The sequence below is a fragment of the Arthrobacter sp. N1 genome (genome assembly GCF_048288285.1).
Classification (GTDB): domain Bacteria; phylum Actinomycetota; class Actinomycetes; order Actinomycetales; family Micrococcaceae; genus Arthrobacter_D.
The window spans coordinates 2,680,337-2,704,314 of sequence record NZ_CP102608.1; the positions used below are offsets into that span (position 1 = coordinate 2,680,337).

The following is a 23,978-nucleotide window of genomic DNA, read 5'->3' on the forward strand; positions in this document are numbered from 1 at the left end:
CGTGCAAGAATGGCCCTTTGACGCGGAAGATCCACCAGGGTGCGGCCGGACGGCCGGAGCCCGGACCCCCAGGAGTACGAGCGATGTCGGCACCGGCCAGCAAGAGTCCCGCGACGCTGCACGACGTCGCCCGCGAGGCAGGCGTCTCCCTCGCCACGGCATCCCGGTCGCTGAACGGCAGCGCGCGCAAGGTGAACGAGTCCTACCGGCTCCGCGTGGTGGAGGCCGCGCAGCGGCTCGGCTACACCACCAACCTGTTCGCCCAGGCGGTCGCCAAGGGCAGCACCACCACCGTGGCGCTCCTCGTGGCGGACATCGCCGATCCCTACTTCTCGAGCATCGCGGCCGGGGTGATCGACGCCGCGAGCGAGGAGAACCTCGTGGTGACCATCGCCGTGACCGGCCGTGACTCGCAGCGCGAACTGGATACCGTCCGGGCCCTCCGCGGCCAGCGTCCCCGGGTGATGATCCTCGCGGGGTCCCGCACCACGGGATCGCCCTTCGAGGAGCACCTGCGCGCGGAACTGTCCTCCTTCGAGGACACGGGCGGCAAGGTCGCCTTCATCAGCCAGGACGCGGCGCCGTTCGCGACGGTGCTGCTCGACAACCACGGAGGCGCGCGGGACCTCGCCGTCGCCCTGGCCGGCCTCGGCTACCGGGACGTCGCCGTGATCGCCGGGCCCGCCGAGATCAGGACCGCGCAGGAGCGGCTCGCAGGCTTCACGGCCGGGCTCGCGGAGCACGGCGTCCGGCTGCCGGCCGAGCGCATCATCCACGCCGACTTCACGCGGGACGGCGGATACCGCGGCACGCAGGAACTCCTGGCCGCCGGCGCCGGCGTGGACCTCATCTTCGCGGTCAACGACGTCATGGCCGTGGGCGTCGTCTCGGCACTGCGCGACGCGGGCCTGGTGCCCGGACAGGACATCGGCGTGGCAGGTTACGACGACATCCCGACCGTCCGTGACATCACGCCCGCGCTCACCACGGTGCGGATCCCCCTGGAGGACGTGGGACGCCGCGCCCTCCGGCTCGCCACGGGTACCGCCCACGACGGCGATGGGACCGGCGCTTCGGCAGGGCCCGGCGCGATTCCGACGGAGACCGTCATCCGGGAGAGCACTCCGCCGCGGTAGGGCACGTCCGGCCCCGGCCGGATCCCGTCAGAAGGGCAGGACGGAGCCCGGGGCAGCGTCCTGTGCCGCGAGCTTTGCGACGTCCTCGACCGGGAGTTCTGCCAGCTCCGCGACGACGGCGATGTCCTCACCGTGGACGAGCGCCTCTGCCACCGCCTCCTGCAGGACCAGCTCGGCGCGGTCGAGCTCGAACTCGACGTCCTCCTTGTCCGCCGCGGCCACGCGGATCTTCTGCAAATCGTCGTTCGTCATGGCGCGGAGCACCTCACACTCGTTGGGGGACGGCACGACGCCGACACGTCCATTCCATCGATCAGGGACCGTGGGCACGGCGACCGTGGCGTCGTCGCGACAATCCTAACCAGACGATCGCGGCTTTCGGGGAGCAATTTCCCAGCGGCGACGGGTCCCGGCACCTGCACGGTTACGATGGGGTCAGCTGATCGCCGGAAACGTGCGATCGTGGTCTAGCAGAAGGCCCGCAGCGCCAGGATCAAGCCTGGCATGACGTTCGAGGCTACTGATGGATTCCTTTCCCCTCTCCAGCGAGCTGGGTGCCACCCTGGGCCGCATCCGCGGCCTGACGCTGACGCAGGAGACCGCGCAGCATGCCGTGGACCTCCTCGCGCAGGTCGCGCAGGAGACCACGCCCAACGCGGTCGGCGCCGGCGTCTCCCTCATCCACGACGCGGAGCGTACCAGCGTCGGTGCCACCGACGCCCTCGTGCGCACGGCGGACGACCTCCAGTACAGCCTGGGTGAGGGCCCGTGCCTGGCGGCCTGGGCCACCCGGTCGCCCGTCACCGTCGAGGACACCGCCTCGGACAGCCGCTTCCCGGCGTGGAGCGTCGCCGCGGACGCCGCGGGCATCAGGGCCTGCTTCAGCGTTCCGCTGATGCGGGGACGCGATGCGATCGGCGCCATGAAGGTCTACTCCACCACCCCGGCGGCCTTCGACGAGTCCGACCGCACCCGGCTCCGCAGCCTGTCCGTCGCAGCCTCGGCGCTGCTCGGTCACGTGCAGACCACCGATACGTCCACGCGCATCAGCAGGGAGCTCCGGGAGTCCCTGCGATCGCGGGACCTCGTGGGCATCGCGAAGGGGATCATCATGCAGCGTGAGGGCCTGACGGAGGCGGAGGCGCTCGCCGCCCTGACGGCCCGCGCCCGCAGCACCGGCATTCCGTTCCGCCGGCTCACCGCGGAGATCGTGAACGGCCACGGTACCTCCGAGGGCAGTGACGCCTAGTGGCCGGATTCCCCTACGCAGAGGAGCAGCGGGCATCGATCAACGCCGCCATCGTCGAGGCCGGCTTCTCGACCGGTGAGGTGTGGCTGCGCTACTTCTCGCTCAGCGGCGAGGTCGAGGAGTACGAGGTCGAGGCCTACCTGGCCGGTCTGATCCCCCTGCCGCCGCTCGAGTGCGATCTGCTCGCGCTCGCCGTGAACGAGATGGTCGACGACCTGCCGCCGAGGCGGAGGGCGCGCTTCTGCGACGACCTGGTCCGGGCCCACTCGGCTTCCGAGGACGACACAGAGCAGTAGCGCCGTCGCGAGCCGGGCCGGCCGCTCGGAACCAGCGGTCCCGGCGAGCGGCGTGCGGCGGGACACCGGAGGGCCCTGCCAGGGTGTCGGACCAGCGGCGTACCCTCGTGGCATGGCCGAACGACCGGGGTGGCACGGCATCCCACCGAGCGCTGACCGCTACGTCCCTCCCCTGCAGCTGGACACGCCGGGCGGGCACGTCACCGAGCCGCCCGCGTCGCCGGCGCTGTGGGTGGACCTCGACTATCCCGACGGGTCGAGGCGGACCATGAAGGGCTTCGCGATGGCATGGACCGGATCCGCCGTCCTGGCGCAGTGGATCGAGTACTCGCGGGCGCGGGAGGCGTGGGTCGAGGCCACGCGCTGCCGGCGACGGGACCTGGCCACGCGCACCACCCACCCGGCCTGACGGCCCCTCCCCCTGCCGCCTCCCGCCCCCTCGTACAGTGGTGCCATGGACCGGACGACGACGAACACCGCACCGCCGTCGAGCCCGTCCGGCCGGCCGCCCGCCCCGCGGCGCACGGTCCGCTGCGGAGGACAGCCGACGGGACGACGCCGTGGCTAAGGCGGCCGGATGGCACGGGCTGCCGCCCACGACACACCAGTACCTCCCGCCGGTGCAGCTCGAGACGCCCACCGAAGGCATCACGGAGTCCGTCCCGCCCGCGCCCGCCCTCTGGGTGGACCTCGAGTACCCCGACGGGTCGCGGCAGACCGTCCGCGGGTTCGCGATGGCGTGGACGCGGACCGCGGTGCTGGCCCAGTGGATCGAGTTCTCGATAGCCCGCGAGGCCTGGGTGCGTCCGGACCAGTGCACCCGGCGTGAGATCCCGCGTCGGTCCGCTCCCGGGATCTGACGCGCCCTCCGCGTCCGGCTACTGCTGCCCCGGCCGTTGCGCCACCCCGCCGGAACCGGGCTTATTGCCGCTCCCACGATCTTGACCTACACTCGCGGTAAGCGTTTTCCAAGGCCGCTGGGAACAGCAGCCGCGCCGCAAGCCAAGGAGCATCAATGTCAACGAGGACAATCGGGATCATCATGAACGGCGTCTCCGGGCGCATGGGGTACCGGCAGCACCTGGTGCGCTCCATCCTCGCCATCCGCGACCAGGGCGGGGTGCTGCTCTCGGACGGTACCCGCGTCCAGGTGGAGCCCATCCTGGTCGGCCGGAGCGAGGCCAAACTGGCGGAACTCGCCGCGAAGCACGGGATCGAGCACTGGTCCACCGATCTCGACAGCGTGCTCGCGGATCCGACATGGGAGGTCTACGCCGACTTCCTCGTGACCAAGGCGCGTTCGGCCGCCATCCGCAAGGCGATCGCCGCGGGCAAGGCCATCTACACCGAGAAGCCCACCGCGGAGACGGCGGCGGACGCCCTCGAGCTGGCCGACCTGGCCGAGGCGGCCGGCATCAAGAACGGCGTGGTGCACGACAAGCTCTACCTTCCGGGCATGCAGAAGCTGAAGCGCCTCATCGACTCCGGTTTCTTCGGGCAGATCCTCTCGGTGCGCGGCGAGTTCGGCTACTGGGTCTTCGAGGGTGGGTGGCAGGACGCCCAGCGTCCCAGCTGGAACTACCGCGCCGAGGACGGCGGCGGGATCGTCGTCGACATGTTCCCGCACTGGAGCTATGTCCTGGAGAACCTCTTCGGCAGGGTGGAGTCCGTGTACGCCCGCGCCGTCACCCACATCGACGAGCGCGTCGACGAGCAGGGCCGGACCTACCGCGCCACGGCCGACGACGCCGCGTACGCCGTGTTCGAGCTGGAGGGCGGCATCGTGGCCCAGCTGAACTCGAGCTGGACGGTCCGCGTGAACCGCGACGAACTGGTGCAGTTCCAGGTGGACGGCACCCACGGTTCCGCCGTCGTCGGGCTGTTCGGCTGCAAGATCCAACCCCGTAACGCCACACCGAAGCCCGTGTGGAACCCCGATCTCGAGGACACCCACGACTACGACGCGGACTGGATCGACGTCCCCACCAACGAGGTGTTCGAGAACGGCTTCAAGACGCAGTGGGAGGACTTCCTCCGCCATGTCCTCGAGGACGGCCCCCACCCGTACGACTTCCTCGCCGGTGCCCGCGGCATGTACCTCGCGGAGCAGGGACTCGAGAGCTCCCGCTCCGGCCGGCGCCTCGAACTCGAGGACGTCCGCACCACCCCGCTCCCCCTCGAGGATGCGGTCGCCTCCGCATGATCACGCTCGTCGATGCGGCGGGGCGCACCTCCGCCGTCGAACTCAACGCCGCGCCGTCGTTCGCCCGGCCCACGGCGCCCCTCGCGAGCCGCACCGTCTACGCTGCCGCCCACGTGGTGCCGCGGACGACGGCGGACAACGTCCCGGGCGCTCCCGCCGACCTCGACTGGGACGCCACCCTCGCCTTCCGCCACCACCTGTGGTCCTGGGGACTCGGTGTGGCCGACGCCATGGACACCGCGCAGCGGAACATGGGCCTCGATGCCGCTGCGACGCGCGAGCTGATCACCCGCAGTGCCGCCGAGGCGCAGTCCGTGGGCGGTGGCCTCGTGGTCGGGGTGAACACGGATCACGTGGACGACGCCGTCATCACCCTCGATGCCGTCGTCGACGCCTACAAGCACCAGCTGCACCTGACCGAGGACGCCGGTGCGTCGGTGGTCCTGATGGCGAGCCGTCACCTGGCGAGGGCGGCGCGCTCCGCGGAGGACTACGAGCGCGTGTACGCCGAGGTCCTGGCCGCCGCCGGCGCCCCGGTGATCCTCCACTGGCTCGGCGCCGCGTTCGATCCTGAACTCGGCAGCTACTTCGGGTCCCCCGACACCGACGCCGCATCCTCGACCCTCCTGAAGATCATCGCCAACGCCCCCGACAAGGTGGCGGGCGTGAAGATGAGCCTGCTGGACGCCGACTCGGAGCGTGCGGTCCGCGGCCGGCTGAACGCGCCGACGCGCATGTTCACCGGCGACGACTTCAACTACGTCTCGCTCATCGGCGGCGACTCCTCGGGGTACTCGGATGCCCTGCTCGGCGCCTTCGCGGCGCTCGGCCCGCACGCCTCCGCGGCGGTCCAGGCGCTCGACGCCGGCGATCACGACGCGTACCAGCGCATCCTCGGGCCGACCGAGGCGCTGTCCCGCCAGATCTTCAGCACGCCGACGTTCTACTACAAGACCGGCGTGGCATTCCTCAGCTGGCTCAACGGGCACCAGCCCGGCGTGGGGATGGTGGGCGGACTGCACGCGGCCCGCAGCCTGCCGCACCTCTCGGAGATCGTCCGGCTGGCGAACGACTGCGGTGCACTCGAGCAGCCGGAGCTCGCCCGTGAGCGCTGGCACGGGCTCCTGTCGGTCAGCGGGGTCCCGGCATGACCCGCGCGCCGGATCCACGGCTGTCCATCAACCAGGCCACCATCAAGTACGCACCCCTCGCCGAGGCCCTGCAGGTCACCGCCGCCGCGGGGATCGGCAGCATCGGACTGTGGCGGGACTCGGTGCAGGCCGCCTCCCTGCCCGAGGCCGGCCGGCTCCTCGCCGGCTCCGGGCTCCGCTTCTCGAGCCTCTGCCGTGGAGGGTTCTTCACCGTGCCGGAGGGACCTGCCCGGCGCACCGCCATGGACGACAACCGCCGGGCCATCGAGGAGACCGCGCAGCTCGCCGCCGCGGGCGCCCCGGGGTCGGTCGCCGTCCTGGTCATGGTCGCCGGCGGCCTGCCGCAGGGATCGCGGGACATCGCCGGCGCCCGCTCCATGGTGGGGGATGCCCTCGCCGAGCTCGCGCCGGAAGCGCGCGCAGCAGGAGTGAGGCTGGCCCTCGAGCCGCTGCATCCCATGTACGCCGCGGACCGGGCCGTCATCTCCACCCTCGGGCAGGCGCTCGATCTCGCCGCCCCGTTCGACCCCGCCGTGGTGGGCGTCGTCGTCGACACCTTCCACGTGTGGTGGGACCCGGACCTCACGGCGCAGATCGTCCGCGCCGGGCGCGAGGACCGGATCGCGAGCTACCAGGTATGCGACTGGCGCACTCCCCTGGCGGCGGACGTGCTGCTCTCCCGCCACTACCCCGGGGACGGCGTCATCGATTTCGCCGCGATCACGGCCGAGGTGGAGCGTGCGGGCTACGCGGGCGACGTCGAGGTGGAGATCTTCAACCAGGAGATCTGGGACACCGCCCCCGCCACCGCCGTCGCGCGTACGGTCGAGGGCTTCCAGCAGGCCGTCGCACCCCACCTCGCCGAGCGGCCTGCGGGTCTGCGCCGGTAGCATCGGCGTATGGAATCCACCGAGGTCGTGCGGCAGTACTGGCAGTCCGTCTGGAGCAGGGACTGGGAGGCCGTCGGACGGACCCTCGCCGAGGATGTCGAGGTCTTCTGGCCCGTCACGCGCGAGATCATCCGGGGACGCGCGAACATGGTGGCCGTGAACTCCGAGCACCCGAACGGCTGGAGCATCGACGTCCTCAACGTGTACGACGCCGGGGAGGCGGTGGTCTCTGAGGTCCAGGTCCCGCAGGAGGACGTGGGCATCTTCCGCGTGGTCTCCTTCTGGACCGTGGCGGACGGCGTCATCACCTCCGGCCGCGAGTACTGGACGATGTACGGCGGCGAGGAGGGCCGCGACTGGCGCCGGAAGTACGCGGATGTGGGCGATCTGCCCTGAGGCGCCGAGGAGCTCGTCGACGCGTGGGGACACCCCACCGCCCAGCTCCTGACCCGGATCGCTCCCCCCCTTGTTCCGGCGTGAAGTACTGGCGGGACGCGTGCCCAACCCATAAGCTAAGCATGCTGATGATGTTTGTCGGCGACCGCACGCACAACGCCAGGGAGGCACAATGAGCACCAAGGTCGAAGAAACCGTCGTAGTGAATCTTCCAGTGACCACCGTCTACAACCAGTGGACGCAGTTCGAGGAATTCCCGCACTTCATGGGTGGCGTCAAGCAGATCACCCAGCTCGGCGACGACCGCATGGAATGGGTCGCGGAGATCGGCGGGATCCGCCGCCAGTGGGAAGCCAGGGTGGTCGAGCAGGTCCCCGATCGCAAGGTCTCCTGGGCCGCGACCGAGGGTGCCACCAACGCGGGCACCGTGTCCTTCGAGGACCTCGGCGGGACCACGCGGATCAACCTCGTCCTGGAGTACGAGCCCGAGGGGCTCGTGGAGAAGGTCGGCGACAAGCTGAACGTCGTCGAGAACCAGGCCAAGAAGGACCTGCAGAACTTCAAGGAGTTCATCGAGTCCGAGAGCTACGCCACCGGCGCGTGGCGCGGCACCGTCCCGGGCATCGGCGGCACGCCGACGGTCGAGGACGCCGACTCGTCGCGTGGTGACAGCGGCAAGGCCGGCGTGTCCGGCAAGGTTGCCGCCGGAGTGGGCGTCGCCGCGGCCGCCGCGGTCGCAGGAGTCGCAGCGGCAGCAGCCAACAAGAAGGACGACGAGGACACCACGGTGGAGGTCACGCCCGTGGTCGATGCCGCGCCGGTGGTCCCCGAGACCGCCCCGGTCGTGCCCGGGACCACGCCGATCGTCGCGGACGACGACGTCGTGGATGTCGATCCCGTCCCCGCCGTCGACGGCATCCCCGGGACCGGGGTCCCGTCCGAGACCGGCGGCCTGCAGGACGGCACCGTCCTCGACGGGAACGGCACCGACCGCAGGGGCACGCTGTAGCCGCCTGCCGGTAGGGATGCGGCACGGACCGCAACGCCGGAAGAGGACCGGACCCCCTCGGGGGCCGGTCCTCTTCCATGAACCGGCCGTCGCGGAATTATGTTGCCCGGGCCTGGGCGTCGCGGTGGCGGCCGGGGACCCCATGCGGCTGACGGCGGACGGCTTCGCCGACGCACTCGATCTCGCCGCGCGGGGAGTTGTCACGACGTCGATCGCCGCCACCTTCGCCATCGCCGCGCTCCCCGACGCCCACCGCCTCAGCGAGGGTGGGCACCTGCGCGGCAAGGTCGCGGTTCAGGGACCCTGAGGGTCCCGTCCGGCACTCGCCCGGTCGATCCCGGTCGATCCCGACCACAATCTTCCGGGCGAGCCGCTGGAAGTCGACCTGTTCCGCGACTGTCAGCTCGGCGGCGACAGCCGCCTGCAGCTCGGCCCAGGCCGCGGTGACCGGCCCGTGCAGTGCGCGGCCGGCCTCGGTGAGATGGACGAGGGTGACGCGGCCGTCGCGGGGGGACCGCGACCGGGAGACGAGTCCCCCGGCCTCGAGCCGGCGGACGGACTTGGCGACGGTCGAGTGGTCCAGTCCCTGAGGCATCCCGAGCGCCTTCTGGGACAGCCCGTCCTCCTCCCACAACTGCATGAGCAGCAGTTCCTGTCCAGGGAAGAGACCCAGGCCGCCCAGGTAGGACGCCGCGAGAGCCCGCTGGCCGTGGCCCATCGACAGGATCGCCGCGCTGACAGGGTAGTCGCGCGCAACGGCGGGATCATCACGGGTGGACACGGTCTGCTCGCTTCGTGGGATGCGGCACCCCACGTTACGTGCCTTCACCCGACGGAACCGCCCGGTGCCCGGAACGCTGTCGGGATTCCGGGGTCCGTCACGGCAGCGTCCCTGCCGCGCGCTTGCCCGTCTCGCGCCCTCGTGGTCGGCGGCCGCATCCTGGCCGGCAGATCCCTCGGGAACGCGGTGGTCAACCGGCGAGCAGCGACCTGTACTGCGGGTTGCCCGCCAGGAAGGCCTGCACCTCGCCGCAGTAGGGCAGGGCGGACAGGCGCCGCCTGTGGGCGTCGAGCAGGACGTTGCGGATGAGGATCTGCTCCAGCCCGGCCCCCTCGAAGGCTTCGGCGACGACCGTCCGGTGCAGCCGCAGGCACCCGGCCCGCATGGAGTAGGACACGTAGCCGGCCAGGATGCCGTCCTGGAACAGCTCGAAGCGGCGGTTGAGCGGATTGTCGCGGAAGGAATCCCGACGGCGGGTCCCGGCCGACCCCTCGCGCGCCTGCTCCTCGCGGCGTCCGAGCTCGTCGACGACCCGCTCGTAGTCGTCAGAGGCCCCGAAGGGCGGGGTATCGGAATCGAGGATCCTGTAGAGCTGGTTGCTCCACCGACGGAGCTGGCGCGTCGTCGCATCATCGAGCGACCACGGGAGGGTCGTCGGCTCGGCCTCGGCGGACACGGCCCCGAGGTCGCCCGTCGAGGCCATCCCCGGCCACCGATCGAAGCCGGCGTCGTCGCCGTGCGTGGTCTGCGAGGACATCTCGAGGAGGTCGGCCGGAGCACCGGCAGCGATGGTGGAGGGGTGTGAAGAGGCTGGAGCAATGGTCATGGCGTCACCAGAGGTCAAAGGGGGTCAGGCCGTCTTCTCGACCTGCACCCAACCTAGCCCTTAGTACAGTTTATGTAAAGCTAGTTTGCCTAGCGGTATGCCTACTGATGGTTCCCGTCCGGCAGGGCGATGCGCGTGACCGGGAGCGAGGGATCGGTCCCGAAGGTGATGCCGCTCGGTGGTAGGCCTGCCAGGACGATCTGCGCTCCCAGCGCTGCGACCATCGCCCCGTTGTCGGTGCACAGCGACGGTACAGGGACCGTCAGCGTGATCCCTGCAGCGTCGCAGCGCTCGGCGGCGAGCTCGCGCAGCCGACGGTTCGCGGCGACCCCGCCGCCGAGGAGGAGCTTCGTGATCCCGTGTTCGCGGCAGGCCAGGACGGCCTTGGACGTGATGATGTCCACCACGGCCTCCTGGAAGGACGCGGCGATGTCCGCGACCGGCAGGTCGCGTCCGGCGGCCTCGTACTGCTCCACACTCCGGGCGACGGCGGTCTTGAGTCCGCTGAAGGACCAGTCGTAGCGGTGCGGCCCTGGTTCGTCGGCAGTCCCCATGTACTTGGGCTGGGACAGCCCGCGAGGGTACCTGATGGCCCTGGGATCACCGTCTCGTGCGACCCGGTCGATGGCAGGACCGCCCGGATAACCGAGCCCGAGGATCCGTGCGGTCTTGTCGTACGCCTCGCCCGCCGCGTCGTCGATCGTGGACCCGAGCAGTTCGACGTCGTGCGCCAGGTCACCGACGCGGAGGATCTCCGTGTGGCCGCCGGAGACGAGGAGGGCGCCGAGGTTCGGCGGCAGCCCCTCGGGGAACGTCCCGCCGAGGACCCCGACGCCGACGTGCGCCACGAGGTGGTTGATCGCGTAGAGCGGCTTGCCCGTCGTGACGGCGAGCGCCTTGGCCGCGGAGACACCGACCATCAGGGCTCCGGAGAGGCCCGGCCCCGCGGTGACGGCGATGGCATCGATCTCCCCGAGCGTCACCCCGGCGTCGTCGAGTGCGGCCCGCAGCGTCGGCACGAAGGCCTCGAGGTGGGCCCGCGACGCGATCTCGGGGATCACGCCGCCGAAGCGCACGTGCTCGTCCATGGAGGAGGACACGGTGTTGGTCAGCAGCTCGGTCCCGCGGACGATGCCGACGCCGGTCTCGTCGCAGGAGGACTCGATCCCGAGGACGAGGGGCTGCGCGCTCATGACGCCACCCCTCCCGCGGGGGCCAGGACGAGCCGCATGACCCACGCGTCCACCCCGTCCCGGTAGTACGTCTTCCGGGTGTGGATCTGCTCGAAGCCGAACCTGGCGTAGAGCTGCTGGGCGCGCGGGTTGTCGGCGCGGACCTCCAGCATCACCGTCTCCGCACCTCGCCGTCGGGACTCGTCGAGCAGTTCCGCCAGCATGGCCCGCCCGATGCCCTGCCCCTCGAAGCGGGGCAGCACGCCGATGGTCTGGATGTCCGCCGTCGTGTCGATGACCATCACCCCTGCGTAACCCACCGCCGCACCGTCGACCTCGGCGACGATGTAGCGCCGCGTGTCCGGCTGGAAGAACTCGGTGTAGAACATCTCGAGCGGCCAGGCGTCGGTGGGGAACAGCTCGTTCTCCAGCCGCCCGATGGTCTCGATGTCCTCGAAGGCGAGGCCGCGCAGGGTGAAGCTCACGCCGTCGCCCGCTTCCGGGGTCCGGGGACGCGCGCATCGGATTCGCGCAGGTAGAGCGGCGTGGTGTCCAGCGACGGCACACCCAGGAGGATCCGCGACCGGGCGACGCGGCCGAGGGACACGGCGTCCGGATCAGCCGCGGCGAAGGCCGGGACACCGACGACGTCGGCCGGGTACAGGCTCGCCGCCCGTCCGACCAGCGGCACGCCCGGCGGGAGGGTACCGGCCGCGCCGACGTGCGGGCCGTCCAGCAGCTCCGGTGTCGCCGCGTCCCTGCCCTGCGGGGCGCCCGCGCGGTAGGACGCCCAGTACACCTCGCCCCGACGGGCGTCCGTGCCCACCAGGAACGTGCTTCCGGCGTCGACTGCGCCAGCCGCCACGGCATCGAGGGCGAGGGCGTCGAGGCTCATCACGCCGTGCAGCGGGACGTCCCAGACGAAGCTCAGGGTCCGCGCCGTGACGAGGCCGGCCCTCAGCCCGGTGAACGGACCCGGCCCCACGCCGGCGACGACCGCGTCGAGATCGGCTCCGGAGACGCCGGCAGCCGCCAGGATGTCCTGGATGGCGGGCGCGAGCACTTCGGCGTGCGAGCGGGTGTCGCCGCTGCTGAACCGGCCGACGACGGCGTCGTCGGCCAGGAGCGCGACGGTGGCCGCGGCGGACGTGTCGAGGGCGAGGAGAAGCACCGGTCCAGCCTAGTCGAGCGCGAGTGCCGGGGGCCCGCCCCGCCAGCGCGGGCCGACGCCCGCCAGGGTGACGCCGCGCACCTCGTCCTCGCCGTCGTCGTCGAAATGGGTGGTCAGGACGGCGGCCTCCCCCGCGCTGCCGGCCGCCGCGCCACCGGTGGGACGGACGATGTCCACGAGCAGGTGGCTGTCGCTGAGGTGCTCCACGCGGCCCGCTCCCCACTCGATCACGGTGACGTTCGCCGCGAGGGTCGCCTCGAGGTCGAGGTCGTCCACCGCGGCAGCACTCTCGAGGCGGTAGGCATCGACGTGGATGAGCCCCGGTCCGGACACGGTGGAGGGGTGCTGGCGCACGAGGACGAAGGTCGGCGAGATGATGCGCTCCTCGACGGCGAGCCCGCGCCCCAGCCCCTGCGTGAACGTGGTCTTGCCCGCCCCCAGCTCCCCGGAGAGGACCAGCAGGTCGCCCGGAGCCAGCTGGTGCGCGAGCTGCTCCGCGAGTGCCTGCAGTTCCGCGGCCGACGCGACCTCGAACGCCACGGACCACTCAGGCGTCGTCATCGCTCTCCCGGGACGCTTCGAGGTACACGCGCTCCACGCGGTCGCTGATCCGCGTGACGATCTCGTAGTTGATGGTCTGGGCGGCCGCTGCCCAATCCTCGACGGCGGGCGCCCCCGCTCCGCCGAAGAGGACGGCCCGCCGGCCCAGCAGGCTGTTCGGCGTGTCGGCGAGGCCCGTCGCACCGAAGTCGACGACGAGCTGGTCCATCGCGATCCTGCCCACCACCGGATACATCCGTCCCTCGACGAGCACGGGTGCTCCGGTGGCGATGCGTGGCACGCCGTCGCCGTAGCCGACGGGGATGAGGCCCAGCGTGGTCGCCTTCTGCGTGCGGTACGCGTAGCCGTAGGAGACCCCCTGGCCGGCGGGCACCTCCTTGCAGTGCGAGACCACGGTGCTGAAGGTCATGACGGGCTTCAGCCCGAGATCGGCGGAGCCCTGGTCCGCGAACGGCGAGAGCCCGTAGATGCCGAGCCCCACCCGGACGAGGTCGAAGTGGCAGTCCGGCCGGGAGAACGTGGCCGGGGTGTTGGCCAGATGCCGCACCTCGACGTCGATCCCGGCGTTCTCGGCGGCAGCGACGGCCTCCCGGAACGCGTGGACCTGGAGGTCCGTCTCCGGGCGGGCGGGCTCGTCGGCGACCGCGAGGTGCGAGAAGATCCCGACCACGCGGATGAGCCCCTCCTCCTGGTACTCCACCGCACGGCTCAGCAGGGTGTCCCACTTGTCCGGCGGGCAGCCGTTCCGGCCCAGCCCGGTGTCGATCTTCAGGTGCACGATGGCGGGGCGCTCCAGCTCCCTCGCCGATGCCACGATGTGCTCGAGTTCCCAGCCCGAGATGCCCAGATCGAGCCCGTGCTCGACACCGGCCGTGAAATCGGTCCCGGCGGTGTGCAGCCATGCGAGGATCGGCGCCTCGATCCCGGCCCTGCGCAGGGCCACCCCTTCGCTGACGTGGGCCACACCGAGCCAGGCGGCGCCGGCCTCGAGGGCCGCACGGGCCACCGGGACAGCACCGTGTCCGTAGGCATCGGCCTTCACGACAGCCATCACGCGGGCTGGATGCGCCACATCGCGCAGCTGGCGGACATTGTGTCGCAGTGCATCGAGATCGATCTCTGCGACACGCTCGGGGAAACTCACGCGGTCCATTCTGCCAGCTTGTGCCCGCACTGCCCGGTGACGACCGCCGGGACGGCCGCCGGCCCTGTGGGTGGTGTGCCGCCGCAGATCCGGGTGGACCGCGCGGCCTGCCTCACGCGCGGTCGTGGAGGGTGATCCGGTATCCGTCGGGATCGGCGAGGGTGAAGGTCAGGCCGAAGGGCCCGCTCTCGGGACCCGTGACGATGGTGTGGCCGTCGGCCACCAGGGCGTCGTGGATGGCCTGGACATCGGTGGAGTGGAGCCAGACGGCCGTTCCGACCCCCGGGTGCGACGCGGAGGCGAGATCGGTTCCGGGCATCACGCTGCGCAGCGCGAAGGCAATGGGCGTCGTCTCGAAGACGACGGCGTGCGGTGGTCCCGTCGGGGACCTGACGAGACCGAGGTACTGCTCGTAGAACGCCCGTGAGGCGTCGAGGTGCTGGACCTGGAGGGAGACGAAATCGGGGCCGGTGACGGGCATGGGAACTGCTTTCTCTCATGTCAGTTATCTGACATAAGAGAAAGTATGTCAGAATTCTGACATGGGTCAAGACCGGATCGAGCTCGAATCCTCCGTGGGGTACCTGCTGAAGGAGGCATCGAGCACCCTCCGGGCGGCCATGGACGCCGTCCTCCGGCCCCTCGACATGACCGTCACGCACTACTCCTGCCTCGAACTCCTCGCCCAGCGCCCCGGCCTGTCCAACTCCGACCTCGCCCGCGGGGCCTTCGTGACCCGACAATCGATGAACGTCCTGCTGCATGCGCTGGAACGGGACGGATTCGTGACGCGGCCGGCCGAGGCTCCAGCCGGCAGGACCCTCCCCGTCACGCTCACCCCGCTGGGCAGGCACCGCCTCGAGCAGGCGAGCACGGCCGTCCGGTCGGTGGAGGCACGGATGCTCCGGGGCATGACGCAGGAGGAGCAGTCCCACGCCTTCCATGCGCTGCAGCGCATGGTCCGGTCGCTTCACGAGGACGACGTGCCGCGCGGCCAGGGATGACGCCGGCCCTCCCCGGCCCGCCGCCCGATACCCGCACCGCACCCTTGCCCTTCCTGCCATTTGTCAACTAATGTTGACGAATGGAGGTGGAGCACATGAAGACACTCATCGGCTCGATGGACGGGGAAGGACCTGCCGCATCACTGCAGGCGGTCGCGGAACTGCAGAGGGAGATCGGGCGGGCGGAGGCGGGGCTGGTCCGCAGGGCCCGTCAGGCCGGTCTCTCCTGGGAAGCCATCGCCCAGTCCCTCGGCGTCAGCAAGCAGGCGGTGCACCGGAAGTACGGCAAGCAGTAATGCCGCCACCTCGGCTCGGGCCGCTGCTCGACGCGACCTTGCATTCCCTGCCACCGGCCGGGAAGATCGACGACGTGGTCGAATCCCCACCCGGCTGCGTCCTGTCGGACGGCGGCGGCGGGCTCTGCGGGCGTCCGGTGGAGGATGCACCGTTCGCCCTCTGTGCTGTGCACGTGGCCCTCGTCGCCGAATGGTCGGACACGACGTCGGGAATCACCGACCTCCTGCCCTCCGCCTGCCGTGCCTGCGGGTCTCGGCTCGGCGTCCGGTATCCGTCGGGCTGGGTGTGCGCTGCCTGCGAATGGCCCGTCGGCGCGGTCCTCGACGACGGCCTCCCACCCCCGAGGGTGGACGTCGTCTACTACCTCCGCTTCCGGGACCGCATCAAGATCGGCACCACGGCGAGCCCGCGCCGACGCCTGGCGCGGATCTGGCACGACGAGCTCCTCGCCTTCGAACGGGGCGACCGGCTCGTGGAACACCGCCGTCACGAACAGTTCGCGGCGTCACGACGCGACAGGTCGGAATGGTTCACCACCACCCCGGACCTCGAGGCCCATGTGGGGCGCCTGTCCGCCGGCGTCGTCGATCCCTGGGCGCTGTATGCGCGCTGGCTCGGCGAAGCGGCGGCCCTGCGAGGCTGAGCTGTTCCCCGAGGTGCCGGCCTGGAGGAAGACCTCGGGCCTGATCGACCGGTCCGGTCGGATGCTTGCTGGTGCCGGCTCCTCCCGGCCCGCCCTGTCGATCGGACGCGGGCCAGGATCGGAGGTGCGGGACGGCCCAGGAATGGCGGATCGGCATGCCTGCCGCCCGTGAGCGGCAGCGGCTCGAGCCGGTGGTCCGCGACGCGGAACCACTGGACCTGGCGACGGATGACGTCCCCTTCCGCTCACGGGCGCATCCTCCCACACGTCACGACTCAGCCCCGTGGCCCGGCTGCGTCGACCCGCAGCCCGAAGGACGGGCCCTGCTGCTGCTAGTCTGGCGCCACGCCGAGCAAGGAGCACAGTGGTACCCGAGATCGACCCGCAGAACCTGCCGCCCCGGCAGATCGACCTGATCAACGAGGGCCGGAGGCTCGAGGGGATCGACATCACCCTCTTCGGCTACTTCGGTGGACCGGAACTGCAGGGCGCGTGCATCGGCCGCATGCAGCTCGACGAGGACGGGCAGCTGCCCGCGTCGAACTACGACTCGCCGGAGGAGCGGCTCCACGCCCTCGTCCAGGCGCAACTGCTGCGCGGCGCCCTACGCCGATCCATCCCGATCGTCCTCGACGGCATCTTCGAGGACATCTTCGCCCTGCGCACCCTCGAGACCGCCGACGGTGACGTGGGCGCCTACGTCACCTCGGCCGCGGCCCGCGTGGTGGACACCCTGCCCCGCGCGTACCGGTCCCACTACACCTCCGGCTTCCTGCAGCGCTTCGCCGTCGTGCTCTCCGAGGTCGCCGCGGAGTTCGAGCTGGGTTGGGACCGGGCGCGGACATTCGCGCACGGCCTTGCCGTCTACTGTCTCGCCCGCAGCGGGGTCCGGCACGCCGACGCCGAGTACGGCACGAAGCTCGGGGCAATCGGGATCGACCGCATCGTGAGCGGGCTCCTGGAGGACACGGACGCGTTGCAGGGGACCTACCAGCGCACGTCCGGCGACGACGACGCGGCGTCCTCGTGGTTCACGCCCTACGACGCCGCGTCCCGCGTGAATCCGTACCTCCATCCGGAGGGACAGCCCAGCACGGAGCAGATCGACCTCCTCGAGCACCAGGTGACCAGCGAGGTGCCCGAGAAGTACCCCGGGACCTCGCGGCAGGTGGCGCTCAGGAACGGTGAGCTCGTCGACATCAGCCCCTACGCCTCGCGGCACTACTTCCTGTGCCCCGTCGCCGTCGAGCAGGCCGTCCTGGACGCCCTGGATTTCACCGGACTCCCGCCCGACTCCGAGTGGGAGGACCTCCTCCTGTACATCGCATGGCACGGGGCGGCCGAGCACCCGGCCTGGAAGAGCTATCACTACATCGCGCCCGGCTTCGAGGGCGAGAAGGCCTATGTCGCCCTGGTGGCCGGCATCGACGAACTGGAATCGCCGGTGCTGACCATCCAGTACGTGGGAGAGGTCCTCGACGAGTCCTAGGACCCGGGAGACGCGACGGTCCGTGCCGACGCCTCCCGTCGGCCGACCGGTGGGCGGTACTCCCCCGGCCGTCGATCCACGCCCGGCACGGCCCCTGGGGCGCCACCGCTCAGCCCAGGTCGGCGATCCCCTCACGCCGCGCCTCCGCCGGGCCCGATGACGGCGCGGCGTCGGAATGCCGGGCGATGGTCGCCGAAGCCCGGCGCACGGCCTCCGTGGGGACGTCGGACACCAGGTCCTCGAGGAAGGCATAGCGCCGCAGCCACTGCTTCCGGACGCCGTCGCGCCCGGTGTTGACCCGGTGCCACCAGTCGGCGATGTCGCCCCACCCGGGCGCCGCCAGGGACCCGCCCACGTGCTGCACCGACAGGGAGGCGCACAGATTGGCAAAGCTCAACCGGTCCGCGAGGGGGAACCCGGCGAGGTCGCCCATGACGAATGCCGCCCCGAAGCAGTCCCCCGCTCCGGTCGGATCGTAGGCAGAGACCGGGAGCGCCGGCACCCACTCCTCCTCACCCGTCAGCGAGTCGATCGCGATGGCGCCCTGCTGGCCCACCGTCACCACGGCGACCGGCACGCGATCGGCGAGGGAGTAGAGCGCGGCCCACGGGTCCTCGGTCCGCGTGTACGCCATGGCCTCCACGGCGTTCGGCATGAACGCGTAGAAGTGTTCGAGCGAAGCCAGCGTCTCGGGCGCCCACTCCCCCTCCGGGTCCCAGCCCACGTCGCCGAACAGCTTCGTCCCCGCAGCTGCGGCGGCACGCGCCCAGGGCTCCACCTCCTGCTCCACACCGACGACCGCGGCGCGGCACGACGGCGGCGTCCCGATCAGTTCCGAGGCGCGCAGCGGCGACGGGTGCCCGTGCGTGATCATCGACCGGTCCTGGTGCACCGAGAGCGACACCGTGACGGGCGAGTGCCACTGCCCGAACACCCGCGACCGCGAGAGGTCCACGTGCTCCTGGTCCTGCAGGACGTCCCAGTTGAACTGTCCGTACCCGTCATCGCCGAAGGCAGCCGCGAGTGTGGTGCGCAGGCCCAGCCTGCTCGCCGCGATGGCCTGGTTCGCGATCCCTCCGGGCCCGGACCCCATCCCGTCGGTCCATACCTCGGTCCCCGGCGACGGCAGCTGCTCGAGGCCCGTGAAGATGATGTCGAAGAACACCTGCCCGGCGAGGAGGAGGTCGAACTCGGGGCCGTCCGGGCCACGCGTGGCCGCCAGCGGATCGAACCGGTGCTGTGGGGACATGTACGGCACAATACTTGCAAGACGCGGGCAGCGGGCCATGAACGCCCGCACCACCACGGGCGGCGGAGCACCGGCCGCCCCCACGATGACGGAAGCGGGTCCAGCAGTGCGCTCATCGACCGGACCGGGAGCCACCCTCGTGATCGTCGGCGGCGGCGGCTTCCGCGTGCCCCTGGTGTACCGGGCGCTGGCGGACGGGCCGTTCGCCGGCCTCGTGTCCGACGTCGTCCTGCTCGACGCCTCTGCGGAACGGGCGCGCGCGATCGCCCGGGTGCTGCACGCGATGCCCCCGCCGACGGGGAGCCCCGCCCCGGCGGTCCGCGTGGAGACCGATCTCGCGCGCGCCCTCCCCGGCGCGGACATCGTCTTCGCAGCCGTGCGCAGCGGCGGGGCGGACGGACGCGTGCTGGACGAACGCGTGGCCCTCGAGGCGGGCCTGCTCGGCCAGGAGACCGTCGGAGCAGGCGGGATCTCCTACGCCCTGCGCTCCATCCCCGACATGCTGCGGCTGGCCACCGCGATGCGGGAGCTCGCACCCGAGGCCTGGCTGATCAACTTCACGAATCCCGCCGGGATGGTCACCGAGGCGGCCTCGGGCGTCCTGGGCCACCGGGTCATCGGCATCTGCGACTCCGCCTCCGGGCTCGTCACCCGCGCCGCCCGCGCCGTCGGCCTGGACCTCGGGGACTCGCTCGCAGGCGTCGACTACGTGGGCCTGAACCATCTCGGGTGGCTGCGCGGGCTCGACGGCGGCGCGTCCGCCGGGCAGGAACGCGGGCACGACGGCGGATCGCCGTCGCCCGCCGCACGGGACGGCGACAGGCTGCCGGCCCTGCTCGCGGATCCCCTGCGGCTCGGTTCCTTCGAGGAGGGCCGGCTGTTCGGACCGGACCTGCTGAGCAGTCTCGGCGCCCTGCCGAACGAGTACCTGTTCTACTACTACTTCCACCGCGAGGCCCTGCGCGCCATCCGGGGTGCGGACAGGACGCGCGGCGAGATCCTCCGTGATCAGCAGCAGGGCCTCTACCCCCGCCTCGCCGAGGCCGTCGACCCGTTCGGTGCCTGGGAGGATGCGCGCCGCGAGCGCGAATCCGGCTACCTCGCCGAGGCGCGTCCCGCCGACGAGCAGCGGGACGAGGCCGATCTCGCCGGTGGCGGCTACGAACGCGTGGCGCTGCGGGTCATGCGGGCACTACTGACCGGCAGGCCGGCCGAACTCGTGCTCAACGTGCGGAACGGGACCACGTTCCCCGAACTGCCGGAGACCGCCGTCGTGGAGGTGCCGGCCGTCGTCGACGCCTCCGGGGCCGCGCCGCGTCCCGCGGCTCCGCTGACCGCGCACCAGCTGGGGCTGATGGCCGCCGTCAAGGCCGTGGAGCAGGACACCGTCCGGGCTGCGGTGCACCGCGATCGAACGGCGGCCCTCCGTGCCTTCGCGGGCCATCCACTGATCGACTCCTTCCACGCCGCGACGGCCGTCCTCGCGGGCTACGAGAGGGCGTTCCCCGCACTGGCGGAGTTCTGGACCGACTGATCGGAGGCGGCCCGGCGCAGGTTCTCGCGGAGACCCGACACGCCGAGCGCGAGCAGGGCCGCGTCCGTGGTGGAGGCGATCCAGTGGAAACCCGACGCCGCGAGGAGCGCTGCCCGTTCCGGCGAGCCGGCGTACGCGCCGGCGGTGATCCCGGCGTCGCGGCAGGCCCGGACGATCCTCGGCAGCGGCGCGTCGTCGTCGGTCGCCGCCAGGAGTTCGTCCACCTGCAGCCCCAGGGCCAGGGACAGGTCGAACGGCCCCACGAACAGCATGTCCACGCCGTCGAGCGCAGCGATCTCCCCGGCCGCGTCGAGTCCCGCGGCGGTCTCGATCAGCACGGCGCAGAGCGGTACCGCGTGAGGCCCGGCGTCGCCACCCGGCGCATGGACGGGCAGGCTGCCGTGGAGCGGACCCCAGCTCCGGGTACCGAGCGGCGGATAGTGGCTGGCGGACGACGCTGCCAGGGCGTCGGCGACACTGTCCACGAGGGGGACGACGACGCCGTCGGCGCCCGCGTCCAGGGCACGCCCGATCAGGGCGGGATCGTTCGCCCCGACCCGGACGAGCATCGGGGCGGAGCCCGCGGGGCGGTGGAGAAGCGCTTCGCGGAGGGAGCGGTCGTCGAAGTGCCCGTGCTGCGCGTCGAGCCCTACCCAGCCGGCGCCCGCGCCGGCGAGTTCGCGAGTCAGGCGGGCTTCGCCGAGTGTCGCCCAGACACCCAGCAGCGGATCATGGACGGTCGCATCGGCGGTCATGCTCCCATTGTGGCCCCCACCGCCACGGACTCCGAGCGTGACGGTCAGCCCGCCCCGCCGGCCGGTACAGGCGACTCGAGGAAGCGATGCATGATGTGCAGGCCCGTGGGGCCGAGGACGGGGTGATCGAACGCACGGGGCACGGTACCGATGATGCCGAACCCGAGCGACGTCCACAGGGCCACCGCCCGCTCGTTGGTCTGCACCACGGCGTTGAACTGCATGGCCGTGTACCCCCTGGTCCGGGCCTCTGCCAGCACGTGGCCGGCGAGGGCCCGTCCGACGCCTCGGCCTGCCGCCTCCGCTGCGACCAGGAAGGAGGCGTTGGCGACGTGCGCCCCCGGTCCGCCGCGATTGGCATGCACCTGGGCGGTGGCGAGGACACGGTCCGTGGCCGGGTCGAGGGCGACGAACACCGTGAGGGTCGGATCGGGTCCCGCAGGTCCGGGGAGCCATTCCCGCCGGGCGGCTTCCTCGTCCATGTCCCGGTCCCAGCAGTAGGTCTCCCCTGCCCGGACCACGGGTTCCATCAGGGCCCAAACGGCCGGCCAGTCCCCGGCCGTTGCCTCCCGGAAGCGAAGCATCAGCCCTGGCGGCCCTTCGTCCAGGTGTTGATGTCCGAGTCCACCGCGAACTCGTCGATCGCGTGCAGCTCCTCCGCAGTGAAGTCGAGGTTCTGCACGGCCGTCAGACTGTCCTCGAGCTGGCGGACGCTGGACGCGCCGATCAGCGCCGAGGTGACGGCGGTGCCCTTGGGCTGCGGACGGATGATCCAGGCGATGGCCATCTGCGCGAGGGTCTGCCCGCGGCCCTCGGCGATCGCGTTCAACCCCCGGATGCGCCGCAGGTTGTCCTCGGACAGCGAGTCCTCGGACAGTGACTTGTGCGCGGCCGCGCGGGAGTCAGCGGGGACACCGTGCAGGTAGCGGTTCGTGAGGAGCCCCTGGGCCAGCGGCGAGAAGGCGATGGACCCGGCGCCCACCTGCTCGAGGGCCTCGGGGAGGTTCGGGGTGCCGTTCTCCACCCAGCGGTTGAGCATGGAGTAGGAGGGCTGGTGGATGAGCAGCGGCGTCCCGAGGTCCCGCAGGATGGCCGCCGCCTCCAGGGTGCGCTCGGGCGAGTAGGAGGAGATCCCCGCGTAGAGCGCGCGCCCGGAGCGGACCGCGGTGTCGAGGGCACCCATCGTCTCCTCCAGGGGCGTCGCCGGATCCGGGCGGTGGCTGTAGAAGATGTCGACGTACTCGAGGCCCATGCGCCCGAGCGACTGGTCGAGGCTCGCCAGCAGGTACTTGCGGGACCCGAAATCGCCATAGGGTCCGGGCCACATGTCATAGCCGGCCTTGCTGGAGATCACGAGCTCGTCCCTGAACGGGCGGAAGTCGTCCTTCAGGTGCCGGCCGAAATTCGTCTCGGCACTGCCGTAGGGCGGTCCATAGTTGTTGGCGAGGTCGAAGTGGGTGACGCCGAGGTCGAAGGCCCGGCGGAGGATGTCACGCTGCACCTCGAAGGGCTTGTCGTCCCCGAAGTTGTGCCACAGGCCGAGGGAGACGGCGGGGAGCTGCAGGCCGCTCTTCCCCACGCGGCGGTAGGGCATGGAGTCGTAGCGGTCTTCGGCGGGGTGGAAGGTCATGTCCTCATCCTAGGTGAGCGGTACGTCGCCCACCGTCTTCGGAGGTCACCCCTCAAGGGGTGCGGACTGGACCGTTCGGTGGTTCGGCGGAAGACCCTCCGGTGGTGTCCGCGGGGCGGATGGCGCGGACCGCTTTGTCCCTGCCACCCGCCTTCGCCGCGTACAGGGCCTGATCGGCCGCCGCGATGGCGGCGTCGAGATCGTAGTCCAGGGCGTCGAGGGCGGCGATGCCATAGCTGACCGTCGGCATCTCGAATCCGTCCGGCGCACTGCGGCCCTGGAGGGCCATACTGACGTCCCGCGCGATGTCCTCACTACGCGCGGCCGACGCGCCGGGCAGCAGGAAGATGAACTCCTCGCCGCCGTAGCGGCCCACGAGATCGGTGGAACGCACCGTCTCGGTCGAGGCCTCGGCGAAGGCCCTGAGCACGGAATCGCCCGCAGCATGCCCGTACGTGTCGTTGACGGCCTTGAAGAAATCGAGGTCCGCGAGGATGAGGGCGCCCGGACGGGCGGTCCGCGCGAGGCGATCGGTGTGCAGCGCTGCGAGATCGAGGAACCCCGAACGGTTGAGCAGCCCCGTGAGGGCATCGCGGTCAGCCCGCGTCCGCAGGTCGGTGGCAATCTGCTCGGCGCTGAGGGCGGCGGCACTGAAGGAGACGACCACGAGCAGCACCAGGGTGATCAGCGTGGTGACACCCGAGCCGACGTAGGTGGTGAAGACGTCGCCGTTCTGCCCTTCGGCGATGAACACGACGCACCGGACGAGGTACAGCACGGACACCAGCGCGGAGACGACCGCGAGGGGTGCCTCGACACGGCTGTAGCTGCTCGGCAGGCGCCAGAGCTCCCAGGAGGCGAGCCCGATGGTCAGGGACATCATCCCGAGGAAGACCGGCCCGCCCGACCACGTGTTCGTTGCCGGAGTGTCCACCACCGACGCCAGCAGTGTCAGCAGCGGTGCCACGGAGAGCTGGAGCCAGGCCGGCTTGCTGGTCCTGAGGGTCCGCGCGCCGGCCCAGACGCTGACCGTCCCCATGACGAGCAGCGTGTTGGACAGGGGGTTCGCCCACACCTGGTGGACCGTGCCGTCCAGCAGGTAGCCGGTGGACCCCGTGAAGAAGAACGCGATCGCGGCACACCACCAGGCGCTGTACGCGGAGCGGGTCTGGCGGAACGACACCGTGTAGAACAGCACGAAGAGGGTGACGGAAACGGCTCCGAAAGCCACCCGCAGGGTCGTGATGTCCAGGGTCATGATGTGATCCGCCTCGCCTCTCCCGAACCCGGCCGACACTCGGCCACGCGGTCCGCCCCCCAGCCGGGAGGAATCTCCAGCCCAGTATGCAGGAGCGCACCGACCCTCACGGCCCGCGGCGGACGGTCCTGCCC

29 protein-coding genes and 1 pseudogene are annotated in these 23,978 nt (G+C 71.2%); 16 read left to right on the forward strand and 14 right to left on the reverse strand.

The genetic code is table 11. The annotated features are described in order from the left end of the window. Window positions 1–83 precede the first annotated feature (83 nt). A complete protein-coding gene (locus tag NVV32_RS12380) occupies window positions 84–1,136 on the forward strand; it encodes a LacI family DNA-binding transcriptional regulator (protein ID WP_422390353.1) in 1,053 nt (350 codons plus the stop codon). A 27-nt stretch (window positions 1,137–1,163) separates the two neighbouring features. Here the strand turns inward: NVV32_RS12380 and NVV32_RS12385 are convergent, their stop codons facing one another. Further along, window positions 1,164–1,388 carry a hypothetical protein gene (locus NVV32_RS12385; protein ID WP_422390354.1) on the reverse strand — a complete coding sequence of 75 codons (225 nt, stop codon included), beginning with the start codon at window positions 1,386–1,388 and terminating at the stop codon, window positions 1,164–1,166. Between the two features lie 271 nt (window positions 1,389–1,659). Here NVV32_RS12385 and NVV32_RS12390 point away from each other — a divergent pair, with 271 nt between their 5' ends. The 10 genes from NVV32_RS12390 to NVV32_RS12435 all read left to right on the forward strand — a co-directional run bounded on the left by NVV32_RS12390 (window position 1,660) and on the right by NVV32_RS12435 (window position 8,637). Further along, on the forward strand, window positions 1,660–2,385 hold the full coding sequence (locus tag NVV32_RS12390) for a GAF and ANTAR domain-containing protein (protein WP_422390355.1): 726 nt from the start codon (window positions 1,660–1,662) through the stop codon (window positions 2,383–2,385). After that, entirely contained in the window at window positions 2,385–2,681 is a 297-nt protein-coding gene (locus NVV32_RS12395; protein WP_055768287.1) for a hypothetical protein, read from the forward strand. Before NVV32_RS12390 ends, NVV32_RS12395 begins: the two co-directional genes overlap by 1 nt. Window positions 2,682–2,793: 112 nt before the next feature. Next, entirely contained in the window at window positions 2,794–3,090 is a 297-nt protein-coding gene (locus tag NVV32_RS12400; RefSeq protein WP_055768284.1) for a hypothetical protein, read from the forward strand. 151 nt (window positions 3,091–3,241) lie between these two features. After that, on the forward strand, window positions 3,242–3,541 hold the full coding sequence (locus NVV32_RS12405) for a hypothetical protein (RefSeq protein ID WP_055768281.1): 300 nt from the start codon (window positions 3,242–3,244) through the stop codon (window positions 3,539–3,541). A gap of 155 nt (window positions 3,542–3,696) precedes the next feature. Beyond that, window positions 3,697–4,884, forward strand: a complete 1,188-nt coding sequence (locus tag NVV32_RS12410; RefSeq protein WP_055768278.1) for a Gfo/Idh/MocA family protein — start codon at window positions 3,697–3,699, stop codon at window positions 4,882–4,884. Further along, window positions 4,881–6,035: a dihydrodipicolinate synthase family protein gene (locus tag NVV32_RS12415; protein ID WP_422390356.1), complete on the forward strand. Its 1,155-nt coding sequence runs from the start codon at window positions 4,881–4,883 to the stop codon at window positions 6,033–6,035. The genes NVV32_RS12410 and NVV32_RS12415 overlap by 4 nt, the downstream gene beginning before the upstream one ends. Further along, complete coding sequence (locus NVV32_RS12420; RefSeq protein WP_422390357.1) at window positions 6,032–6,925, forward strand: sugar phosphate isomerase/epimerase family protein; 894 nt, start codon at window positions 6,032–6,034, stop codon at window positions 6,923–6,925. Before NVV32_RS12415 ends, NVV32_RS12420 begins: the two co-directional genes overlap by 4 nt. A 9-nt stretch (window positions 6,926–6,934) precedes the next feature. After that, window positions 6,935–7,321, forward strand: coding sequence for a nuclear transport factor 2 family protein (locus tag NVV32_RS12425; protein ID WP_422390358.1), 387 nt, complete (start codon window positions 6,935–6,937; stop codon window positions 7,319–7,321). A 202-nt stretch (window positions 7,322–7,523) separates the two neighbouring features. Beyond that, window positions 7,524–8,330 (forward strand): SRPBCC family protein, encoded by an 807-nt coding sequence (locus NVV32_RS12430; RefSeq protein WP_422390359.1) that lies wholly within the window; start codon window positions 7,524–7,526, stop codon window positions 8,328–8,330. A gap of 142 nt (window positions 8,331–8,472) precedes the next feature. Next, window positions 8,473–8,637 carry a zinc-binding dehydrogenase gene (locus NVV32_RS12435; protein ID WP_422392044.1) on the forward strand — a complete coding sequence of 55 codons (165 nt, stop codon included), beginning with the start codon at window positions 8,473–8,475 and terminating at the stop codon, window positions 8,635–8,637. Between the two features lie 213 nt (window positions 8,638–8,850). On the opposite strand, the pseudogene NVV32_RS12440 reads toward NVV32_RS12435, so the two are convergent. From NVV32_RS12440 to NVV32_RS12475, 8 genes and pseudogenes are all read right to left on the reverse strand, one after another. Beyond that, window positions 8,851–9,048: pseudogene (locus NVV32_RS12440) on the reverse strand (MarR family transcriptional regulator); the annotation flags it as partial. Window positions 9,049–9,301: 253 nt separating this feature from the next. Beyond that, window positions 9,302–9,937: a GNAT family N-acetyltransferase gene (locus NVV32_RS12445; protein ID WP_422390360.1), complete on the reverse strand. Its 636-nt coding sequence runs from the start codon at window positions 9,935–9,937 to the stop codon at window positions 9,302–9,304. Window positions 9,938–10,038: 101 nt separating this feature from the next. After that, a complete protein-coding gene (tsaD, locus tag NVV32_RS12450; protein WP_422390361.1) occupies window positions 10,039–11,130 on the reverse strand; it encodes a tRNA (adenosine(37)-N6)-threonylcarbamoyltransferase complex transferase subunit TsaD in 1,092 nt (363 codons plus the stop codon). After that, complete coding sequence (gene rimI, locus NVV32_RS12455) at window positions 11,127–11,594, reverse strand: ribosomal protein S18-alanine N-acetyltransferase (RefSeq protein WP_422390362.1); 468 nt, start codon at window positions 11,592–11,594, stop codon at window positions 11,127–11,129. The genes tsaD and rimI overlap by 4 nt, the downstream gene beginning before the upstream one ends. Beyond that, window positions 11,591–12,280 (reverse strand): tRNA (adenosine(37)-N6)-threonylcarbamoyltransferase complex dimerization subunit type 1 TsaB, encoded by a 690-nt coding sequence (gene tsaB, locus NVV32_RS12460; protein WP_422390363.1) that lies wholly within the window; start codon window positions 12,278–12,280, stop codon window positions 11,591–11,593. The genes rimI and tsaB overlap by 4 nt, the downstream gene beginning before the upstream one ends. A 9-nt stretch (window positions 12,281–12,289) precedes the next feature. Further along, a complete protein-coding gene (gene tsaE, locus NVV32_RS12465) occupies window positions 12,290–12,841 on the reverse strand; it encodes a tRNA (adenosine(37)-N6)-threonylcarbamoyltransferase complex ATPase subunit type 1 TsaE (protein ID WP_422390364.1) in 552 nt (183 codons plus the stop codon). Continuing rightward, a complete protein-coding gene (alr, locus tag NVV32_RS12470; RefSeq protein ID WP_422390365.1) occupies window positions 12,828–13,994 on the reverse strand; it encodes an alanine racemase in 1,167 nt (388 codons plus the stop codon). Before alr ends, tsaE begins: the two co-directional genes overlap by 14 nt. A gap of 103 nt (window positions 13,995–14,097) precedes the next feature. Beyond that, the gene (locus tag NVV32_RS12475; RefSeq protein WP_422390366.1) at window positions 14,098–14,466 is read right to left on the reverse strand and encodes a VOC family protein; all 369 of its coding nucleotides are present in this window, start codon (window positions 14,464–14,466) and stop codon (window positions 14,098–14,100) included. A gap of 61 nt (window positions 14,467–14,527) precedes the next feature. On the opposite strand from NVV32_RS12475, the gene NVV32_RS12480 reads away from it, so the two are divergent. From NVV32_RS12480 to NVV32_RS12495, 4 genes are all read left to right on the forward strand, one after another. Further along, window positions 14,528–14,989 carry a MarR family winged helix-turn-helix transcriptional regulator gene (locus NVV32_RS12480; RefSeq protein WP_422390367.1) on the forward strand — a complete coding sequence of 154 codons (462 nt, stop codon included), beginning with the start codon at window positions 14,528–14,530 and terminating at the stop codon, window positions 14,987–14,989. An 80-nt stretch (window positions 14,990–15,069) separates the two neighbouring features. Next, the gene (locus tag NVV32_RS12485; RefSeq protein WP_422390368.1) at window positions 15,070–15,285 is read left to right on the forward strand and encodes an AsnC family protein; all 216 of its coding nucleotides are present in this window, start codon (window positions 15,070–15,072) and stop codon (window positions 15,283–15,285) included. Continuing rightward, entirely contained in the window at window positions 15,285–15,929 is a 645-nt protein-coding gene (locus tag NVV32_RS12490; protein WP_422390369.1) for a GIY-YIG nuclease family protein, read from the forward strand. The genes NVV32_RS12485 and NVV32_RS12490 overlap by 1 nt, the downstream gene beginning before the upstream one ends. A 364-nt stretch (window positions 15,930–16,293) precedes the next feature. Further along, window positions 16,294–17,418, forward strand: coding sequence for a hypothetical protein (locus NVV32_RS12495; protein ID WP_422390370.1), 1,125 nt, complete (start codon window positions 16,294–16,296; stop codon window positions 17,416–17,418). Window positions 17,419–17,527: 109 nt separating this feature from the next. Here the strand turns inward: NVV32_RS12495 and NVV32_RS12500 are convergent, their stop codons facing one another. Continuing rightward, window positions 17,528–18,667: a PfkB family carbohydrate kinase gene (locus NVV32_RS12500; protein WP_422390371.1), complete on the reverse strand. Its 1,140-nt coding sequence runs from the start codon at window positions 18,665–18,667 to the stop codon at window positions 17,528–17,530. An 85-nt stretch (window positions 18,668–18,752) separates the two neighbouring features. On the opposite strand from NVV32_RS12500, the gene NVV32_RS12505 reads away from it, so the two are divergent. Then, a complete protein-coding gene (locus tag NVV32_RS12505; protein ID WP_422392045.1) occupies window positions 18,753–20,201 on the forward strand; it encodes a 6-phospho-beta-glucosidase in 1,449 nt (482 codons plus the stop codon). Here the strand turns inward: NVV32_RS12505 and NVV32_RS12510 are convergent. Genes NVV32_RS12510 through NVV32_RS12525 form a run of 4 tightly spaced genes read right to left on the reverse strand, consistent with a single transcriptional unit; the run spans window position 20,156 to window position 23,844 of the window. Continuing rightward, a complete protein-coding gene (locus NVV32_RS12510; protein WP_422390372.1) occupies window positions 20,156–20,956 on the reverse strand; it encodes an HpcH/HpaI aldolase family protein in 801 nt (266 codons plus the stop codon). The two genes, NVV32_RS12505 and NVV32_RS12510, sit on opposite strands and share 46 nt — an antisense overlap. Window positions 20,957–21,000: 44 nt before the next feature. Further along, on the reverse strand, window positions 21,001–21,540 hold the full coding sequence (locus NVV32_RS12515; protein ID WP_422390373.1) for a GNAT family N-acetyltransferase: 540 nt from the start codon (window positions 21,538–21,540) through the stop codon (window positions 21,001–21,003). Further along, the gene (gene mgrA, locus NVV32_RS12520) at window positions 21,540–22,586 is read right to left on the reverse strand and encodes an L-glyceraldehyde 3-phosphate reductase (protein WP_422390374.1); all 1,047 of its coding nucleotides are present in this window, start codon (window positions 22,584–22,586) and stop codon (window positions 21,540–21,542) included. Before mgrA ends, NVV32_RS12515 begins: the two co-directional genes overlap by 1 nt. A 52-nt stretch (window positions 22,587–22,638) precedes the next feature. Next, a complete protein-coding gene (locus NVV32_RS12525; protein ID WP_422390375.1) occupies window positions 22,639–23,844 on the reverse strand; it encodes a GGDEF domain-containing protein in 1,206 nt (401 codons plus the stop codon). Window positions 23,845–23,978 lie beyond the last annotated feature (134 nt).

Excerpts from the sequence above, each read along its gene's own strand:
- NVV32_RS12485 (WP_422390368.1), top strand. The coding sequence starts at position 15,070 with ATGGAGGTGGAGCACATGAAGACACTCATCGGCTCGATGGACGGGGAA.
- tsaE (WP_422390364.1), bottom strand. The coding sequence starts at position 12,841 with ATGACGACGCCTGAGTGGTCCGTGGCGTTCGAGGTCGCGTCGGCCGCG.
- NVV32_RS12415 (WP_422390356.1), top strand. The coding sequence starts at position 4,881 with ATGATCACGCTCGTCGATGCGGCGGGGCGCACCTCCGCCGTCGAACTC.
- NVV32_RS12425 (WP_422390358.1), top strand. The coding sequence starts at position 6,935 with ATGGAATCCACCGAGGTCGTGCGGCAGTACTGGCAGTCCGTCTGGAGC.
- NVV32_RS12510 (WP_422390372.1), bottom strand. The coding sequence starts at position 20,956 with ATGACCGCCGATGCGACCGTCCATGATCCGCTGCTGGGTGTCTGGGCG.
- NVV32_RS12475 (WP_422390366.1), bottom strand. The coding sequence starts at position 14,466 with ATGCCCGTCACCGGCCCCGATTTCGTCTCCCTCCAGGTCCAGCACCTC.
- NVV32_RS12385 (WP_422390354.1), bottom strand. The coding sequence starts at position 1,388 with ATGACGAACGACGATTTGCAGAAGATCCGCGTGGCCGCGGCGGACAAG.
- NVV32_RS12480 (WP_422390367.1), top strand. The coding sequence starts at position 14,528 with ATGGGTCAAGACCGGATCGAGCTCGAATCCTCCGTGGGGTACCTGCTG.
- NVV32_RS12410 (WP_055768278.1), top strand. The coding sequence starts at position 3,697 with ATGTCAACGAGGACAATCGGGATCATCATGAACGGCGTCTCCGGGCGC.
- NVV32_RS12400 (WP_055768284.1), top strand. The coding sequence starts at position 2,794 with ATGGCCGAACGACCGGGGTGGCACGGCATCCCACCGAGCGCTGACCGC.
- mgrA (WP_422390374.1), bottom strand. The coding sequence starts at position 22,586 with ATGACCTTCCACCCCGCCGAAGACCGCTACGACTCCATGCCCTACCGC.
- NVV32_RS12515 (WP_422390373.1), bottom strand. The coding sequence starts at position 21,540 with ATGCTTCGCTTCCGGGAGGCAACGGCCGGGGACTGGCCGGCCGTTTGG.
- NVV32_RS12490 (WP_422390369.1), top strand. The coding sequence starts at position 15,285 with ATGCCGCCACCTCGGCTCGGGCCGCTGCTCGACGCGACCTTGCATTCC.
- NVV32_RS12505 (WP_422392045.1), top strand. The coding sequence starts at position 18,753 with ATGACGGAAGCGGGTCCAGCAGTGCGCTCATCGACCGGACCGGGAGCC.
- NVV32_RS12420 (WP_422390357.1), top strand. The coding sequence starts at position 6,032 with ATGACCCGCGCGCCGGATCCACGGCTGTCCATCAACCAGGCCACCATC.
- NVV32_RS12380 (WP_422390353.1), top strand. The coding sequence starts at position 84 with ATGTCGGCACCGGCCAGCAAGAGTCCCGCGACGCTGCACGACGTCGCC.
- alr (WP_422390365.1), bottom strand. The coding sequence starts at position 13,994 with ATGGACCGCGTGAGTTTCCCCGAGCGTGTCGCAGAGATCGATCTCGAT.
- NVV32_RS12500 (WP_422390371.1), bottom strand. The coding sequence starts at position 18,667 with ATGTCCCCACAGCACCGGTTCGATCCGCTGGCGGCCACGCGTGGCCCG.
- NVV32_RS12445 (WP_422390360.1), bottom strand. The coding sequence starts at position 9,937 with ATGACCATTGCTCCAGCCTCTTCACACCCCTCCACCATCGCTGCCGGT.
- NVV32_RS12390 (WP_422390355.1), top strand. The coding sequence starts at position 1,660 with ATGGATTCCTTTCCCCTCTCCAGCGAGCTGGGTGCCACCCTGGGCCGC.
- tsaD (WP_422390361.1), bottom strand. The coding sequence starts at position 11,130 with ATGAGCGCGCAGCCCCTCGTCCTCGGGATCGAGTCCTCCTGCGACGAG.
- NVV32_RS12525 (WP_422390375.1), bottom strand. The coding sequence starts at position 23,844 with ATGACCCTGGACATCACGACCCTGCGGGTGGCTTTCGGAGCCGTTTCC.
- NVV32_RS12435 (WP_422392044.1), top strand. The coding sequence starts at position 8,473 with ATGCGGCTGACGGCGGACGGCTTCGCCGACGCACTCGATCTCGCCGCG.